Annotated in this window: 3 protein-coding genes; 2 read left to right on the top strand and 1 reads right to left on the bottom strand. The window is 76.8% G+C overall.

Annotation, left to right across the window (positions count from 1 at the left end; genetic code table 11):
• Positions 1–132: 132 nt before the first annotated feature.
• On the top strand, positions 133–2,643 hold the full coding sequence (locus tag ABT403_RS15135; protein ID WP_344161060.1) for a PEP/pyruvate-binding domain-containing protein: 2,511 nt from the start codon (positions 133–135) through the stop codon (positions 2,641–2,643).
• The gene (locus tag ABT403_RS15130; protein ID WP_344161063.1) at positions 2,640–3,776 is read left to right on the top strand and encodes a nucleotide disphospho-sugar-binding domain-containing protein; all 1,137 of its coding nucleotides are present in this window, start codon (positions 2,640–2,642) and stop codon (positions 3,774–3,776) included. Before ABT403_RS15135 ends, ABT403_RS15130 begins: the two co-directional genes overlap by 4 nt.
• 43 nt (positions 3,777–3,819) lie before the next feature.
• On the opposite strand, the gene ABT403_RS15125 is transcribed toward ABT403_RS15130, so the two are convergent.
• Positions 3,820–5,715 (bottom strand): AfsR/SARP family transcriptional regulator, encoded by a 1,896-nt coding sequence (locus ABT403_RS15125; protein WP_344161066.1) that lies wholly within the window; start codon positions 5,713–5,715, stop codon positions 3,820–3,822.
• Positions 5,716–6,000: the final 285 nt, after the last annotated feature.

Genomic DNA, 6,000 nt, shown 5'->3' with positions numbered 1-6,000 from the left:
CGGCCCCGGCCGCGGCCCAACTCGCCCGCGCCGCCGCCGGCCCCCGCCCCCCCCCGCCCCCCCCCCCCGGGGCGGGGGGCCGCCGCGCCCGCGCCCCCCCCCCCGCACGCCCCGTGACAGGAAGTGAACGAGTTGGCCGCTGTATCCACCCCCCGGGACGAGACCTCCGCGCACGCGGGGCTGCTGCGGTCCCTGGACACCACGGGCGCCGACGACGCGCCCCTCGTGGGCCGCAAGGCCGCCCAGCTGGGGGCGCTGCGCCGGGACGGCTTCCCCGTGCCGCCCGGCGTGGTGCTCACCGTCGGCGCCTTCGAGGAGGTGCTGGGCGAGCTGCGCCGCACCGGGCGCGCCGGCGCCGAGGTCCCGGCAGCCGGACTGCCGCTGTCGGAGGAGGTGCTGCGCGCCGTCGGGGAGATCGCGGCCCGCTTCCCGGACACCGCGCTGGCGGTGCGTTCGTCCGGCGTGGCCGAGGACGCGCCGGACCGCTCGTACGCCGGGCAGTACGCGACCGTCCTCGACGTGCGGGGCCCCGAGGCCCTGACGGCGGCGGTGCGCACCTGCCTGGCCTCCGCCTTCTCCCGGCATCTGAAGGCCTATCAGGACCCGGCCGAGCCGTGGCCGGCGCTGGCGGTGCTGGTGCAGCCGATGGTGGCGGCCGAGGCCGCCGGGGTCGCCTTCAGCGTGAACCCGGTCGACGGCTCCCGCGACGAGACGCTGGTCAACGCCGTGCGCGGGCTGGGCGAGCGGCTGGTGTCCGGGCAGGCCGCCCCCGACGAGTGGTCGGTGCGCGCCGGAGCGGAGCCCCGGCGCACCGCAGGGGCGGAGGACGCCCTGGGCGCGGCGGAGATCGGCCGCGTCGCGGAGCTGACCCGCCGGGTCGCCGACCGGGCCGGCTGCCCGCAGGACATCGAGTGGGCCTGGGCCGGGGGCGAGCCCGTGCTGCTCCAGGCGCGGCCCGTCACCGCGCTGCCGCCGCAGGCGCGGGAGGTACCCGTCCTCTTCGAGGTGCCGCCGGGGCGCTGGCTGCGCGGCGGCTACACCCTCAAGCCCCTGACGCCCATGAACGTGAGCACGCTGATCCGGGCGGTGAACGCGGGCAGCGAGGGCCTGTTCCGGTACGCGTTCGCCGAGGGCATCGACGTGCGCAGCCTGGGCGGCTGGTCGTACCTGCGCATCGTGCCGCTGCCGGACGCGGCCGCCGTGCGCCGTCGTGCCGAGCGCGTGGTGGCGGCCGTACGCGCCGACGAGCCCCACGGGCTGGTCGAGCGGTGGCACACGCGGTGGCAGCCGGAGCTGGCGCGGCGCACCGCGCGGGCGGGGGACGCCGACCTGGGCGCCCTGACGGACGGGGCGCTGCTGGAGGAGCTGGACGAGCGGATCGCGCTGGCCGACCGCGCCCAGCACCTGCACTTCCTCGTCGGCGGGGCCTCCAGCCTCGTGTGGGGGGAGCTCGGCGTCGTCTGCCGCGACCTGCTGGGGTGGGGGGCCGAGGAGGTGCTGCCCCTGCTCACCGGGCTGCCGGGCAAGGCCTCCGAACCGGCGCTCGCGCTCGCCGGGCTGGCCGCTCTGGCCCGCGAGCGGCCGGTGGTGCGCGAGGTGCTGGCGAACCCGGACGAGGGCTGCGTCGAGCGGCTCGAAGCGGCCGAGCCGGAGTTCGCCGCCGCCTTCCACCGGTATCTGACCGAGTACGGCCAGCGCTGCCTGGGCGCGGACGTGGCGGAACCGTCCCTGCGGGAGCAGCCGCTGACGGTGCTGCGGCTGATCGCGGGCCAGCTCGTGGCGGGCAGCGATCCGCAGGAGGCCATGCGCCGGACGGTCGGGGAGCGCGAGGCCGCGGCGCGGCGTGCGCGCCGGGAGCTGGCGGCGGCGGGCGCCGGGGGCGTGGAGCGGTTCGAGCGGGCGCTGGTCCGGGCGGAGCGGGCGTTCCCGCTGCGCGACGACACGGGCTTCTACGCGCACGTGTGCTGGGGCCAGGTCCGTTACGCGCTGCGGGAGCTGGCGGCGCGGCTGGTGCGGCGCGGCCTCATGGACCGGGTGGAGGAGGTGTTCCTGCTGTCCGTGGACGAGGCACGCCGCGCCCTCGCCGACGGCGGCGATCCGCGCGCGCTGGTGGCCCGGCGCGCCGGCGAGCAGAACTGGGCGGCGGCCCGGATGGGCCCGCTCACCTACGGCGCGCCCGAGGCGTCGGTGTCGCGGGACGAGGTGCTGGACTCCCTGCCCCGGGAGGACCGGGCGCTGCTGGAGCCCGTGCGCTGGATCGACTCCGTCTCGCACCTGGGGGCGCGCGGTTCGGCCTCCGAGGGCGACCGGCTGCTGCACGGCACGGGGGTCTCGGCGGGGCGCTACACCGGAACGGTCCGGGTGGTCCTCGACGAGGGCGAGTTCGACCGGCTGCGCCCCGGGGACGTCCTGGTGTGCCCGGAGACCACGCCGCAGTGGTCGGTGCTGTTCGGCTCGATCGGGGCGCTGGTGACCGACACGGGCGGTCTGCTGTCCCACCCGTCGATCCTGGCGCGGGAGCACGGTGTTCCGGCCGTGGTCGCGACCGGCAACGCCACCGAGGTGCTGCGCGACGGGCAGGTCGTGGAGATCGACGGCCGGGCGGGGACGGTGCGGGTGCTGGACCCGGAGCCGGCGGCGTGAGCGCCCGGGGGGCGCGTGTGCTGGTGACGGTGTTCCCGGCGGCGTCCCACCTGTATCCGGTCGTGCCCACCGCGTGGGCGCTGCGGGCCGCCGGGCACGAGGTGCGGCTGGCGGTCCCGCCGTCCTTCGTCCCGGTGGCCCTGCGCACCGGTCTGCCCGTGGTGCGGGTGGGCCGGGACGCGGACCTCGGGGCGGCCTGGCGCGGGTTCTCGCCGGGGGCGGGGGCGGCGGAGCGGACCGCGCGGACGATGGCGATGTTCGAGGGGGCGGCCGAGGCCGTCGTGCGGGACACGGCGGCGCTGGCCGGGCGGTGGGCGGACCTGGTGGTCTTCGACCCGCGCGGGTACGCCGGTCCGCTGGCGGCCGCGCTGGGCGGCCGCCCCGCCGTCCGCTTCCTGTACGGGGTGGACCACACCCACGAGCGGCGTGCGCTCGAGTGGCCGCTGCTGGAGCCGCTGTGGCGCCGCTGGGGGGCGGGCGCGCCGGAGCCCGCCGGCTCCCTGACGGTGGACCCGTGTCCGGCCGCGCTGCGCGGCGGGGCCCCCGCCGGCAGCCTGCCGGTGCGCTACGTCCCCTTCAACGGCGCCTCCCGCGTCGCGGCCGCCCCGCGCACGCGCACCCCCCGGGTGTGCGTCACCTGGGGGGTGTCCTCGGGGGCGGCGGCGGGCCATCTGGAGCCGCTGCGCCGGACGCTGGCGGCGCTGGCCCCGCTGCGCTGCGAGACGGTGGTGCTGGTCGCGCGCGAGCAGCGCGAGCTGCTCGGTGAAGTGCCGTACGGGGTACGGGTGCTGGAGTCGGTGCCGCTGCACACGGTGCTGCCCGGCTGCGCCCTGGTGGTGCACCAGGGCGGCGCCGGCACCACGCTGACCGCCGCCGCGTGCGGGGTGCCCCAGCTGGTCGTGCCGGACAAGGGCGATCAGATCGTGCACGCCGACCGGGTCGCGGCCGCCGGCCTCGGACGCCGTGTCCCGGCGTCGGCGTCCGTACGGGAGCTGCGCGCCGCCGTCTCGGAGGTGCTGGCGGACGGCGGCGTGCGGGCGCGGGCGGCGGAGGCGGCCCGCGAGAACGGGGAACGGCCCGGGCCGGCCCGGGCGGCCGCGGCCCTGGCCGCCCTGGCGGACCGCGGGCCGTGACCCTCGTGGCCCGGGGCCGGGGCTGGCCCCGGCCCCGGCCGTTCTAGGCGACGTCGCGCGCGTACAGGGCGGCCGCCGCCGTGGGGTGCGCCGCGACGTTCGCGCGGCGGACCGGCAGGATGTGGGGCGGGCGGCGCACGGCGCGGGGGCGGGCGGGGGCGAGGACGGCGCGCAGCAGGGGATGCAGCACGTACTGGAGTCCGTCGGGCTCCCGCTGGGGCGCCGCGTGCAGCAGATGGGCGGCGGCGAGGCGGTCGAGGGTGTCCTCGCAGGTCCGCGCGTCCACGCCGAGGACCTCGGCGGCCCGGGCGGTGCCGAAGCGGTCGACCCCGGCGCGGCCGAGGGCGATCAGCGCGCCCCGGTCGTGCGGGGCGAGGTCGTCGAAGCTGCGGTGCAGGTAGCCGCGCAGGTCCAGATCGGCTTCCTGGAGTTCGGCGAGGAGTCCGCCGTGGTCGGCGGCGCGCAGCGCGAGTTTGCCCACGGGCCAGTGGCGGTTGACCGCGAGGCGTTCGCCGAGGGCGCGCAGGGCGATGGGCAGGCCGCCGCAGCGTTCGACGAGGCCGGCGACGGCCGGACGCTCCTGGAGCACGCCGGGGCCGCCGATGACGCCGGCCAGCAGCGCGATGCCGTCGTCGGTGCGCAGCGGCTCCACGACCAGGTCGTGGGAGCCGGGCAGCGAGCCGGTCAGGCGCCGGCCGGTGACGAGGACCGTCCAGTTCGGGCCGCCGGGGAGCAGCGGGCGGATCTGGTCGGCGGTGCGGGCGTCGTCGAGGAAGAGCAGGCCGGTCATCCGCGACACCCGGGTGCGGAACATGCGGGCCAGCTCGTCCTGGGCGGAGGGCAGTTCCTCGGGGGTCGCGCCCAGGTCGCGCAGGAAGCCGCGCAGGACTTCGGCGGTGGCGACGGGCCGGCCGGTGCCGGCGCCGAGGTGCGCGTACAGCTGCGCGTCGGGGAAGCGTGCGCGGGCGGCGTGGGCGGCGTGCAGCGCCAGGGCGGTCTTGCCGACGCCGGCCATGCCGGTGACGGTGAGCACCCGGGGGCTGCCGCTGTCGGGGGTGAGGAACCGGTCGAGCTCGGCGAGTTCGTCCTCGCGGCCGCAGAAGTCCGCGAGGTCGGCGGGGAGCTGGGCCGGGGCCACCGGGGCGCTGCGGGTGAGGACGGCGGCCTTGGGCGCCGTGTCGAAGCGCAGCCACGGGGCGTCGCCGAGCACCGCCTGGTAGAGCTGGCGGAGGTTGGGCGAGGGGTCGATGCCGAGCTCGTCGGCGAGGCCGCGGCGGACCTCGTGGTAGACCTCCAGGGCCTGGGAGCGCCGTTCGCAGCGGTAGAGGGCGACGATGAGCTTGGCGTAGAGGCCCTCGTGCCAGGGGTGTTTGGTGACGAGGCCGCGCAGTTCGCCGACGAGTTCGTGGTGGCGGCCGATCTGCAGGTCGGCTTCGGCCTGCATGACCAGGGCGCGCAGTCCGGCCTCGTTCAGGCGTGCGGCGTGGGCTTCGAGCAGCGGGCCGCGGTGGACGTCGCAGAGGACCTTGCCGCTCCACAGTCCGGTGGCCTCGTGCAGCAGTTCGGAGGCCTGCTGGGCGTTTCCGGCGGCGAGTTCCTTCTTCCCGGACTCGACGAGCCGGTCGAAGCGGTGGACGTCGATGTCGTCGGCCGCGATGTTGGCGACGTAGCCCAGCGGTTTGGTGACGAGCATGTCGTTGCTCTCGCCGAGGGCTTCGGCGAGGACCCGGCGCAGTTGGTAGACGTAGGTCTGGAGCGTGGTGACGGCGCTGGCGGGCGGATCGGACGGCCAGATCTCCTCGATCAGCGAGCTGATCGGCACCAGTCCGCCGCGGTGCATGGCCAGCAGGGCCAGCACGCTGCGCTGCTTGGGCGCCGTCGGTGTGAGGATGCGCCCTTCGTGTGAGACCTCGAAGGTCCCCAGTGCGCGAAAGTACATGTCTTACCCCCGGTGAAACAGCTGTGTGGGGTCCCGCGTTTCCCCGGCGGGACCCGACTCGGATGCGAGCTCTCCCGCTCTCGCGTTCCTCCCCGGAAACCGGCGCGCCGGTCGGCCGACGGGGAGGTGATCCTCCAGTCGAGCGCGCGTTTCCGTACAGAAATGCTAGAGACGAAGTCGACGCACTGTCAATCGACAAAGGTCCCTTATCAGCAAGAATCGGGCCGCCACGAAGATCTTTTACCCTTCCGTGGCGGCCCGGAAAAACGGAACAACTCCCGTCGT

The organism is Streptomyces sp. NPDC000075, assembly GCF_040301925.1.
GTDB lineage: Bacteria > Actinomycetota > Actinomycetes > Streptomycetales > Streptomycetaceae > Streptomyces > Streptomyces polychromogenes.
The sequence above is the reverse complement of the archived record's forward strand: the minus strand, read 5'-3'. Positions and strand labels throughout refer to the sequence as shown.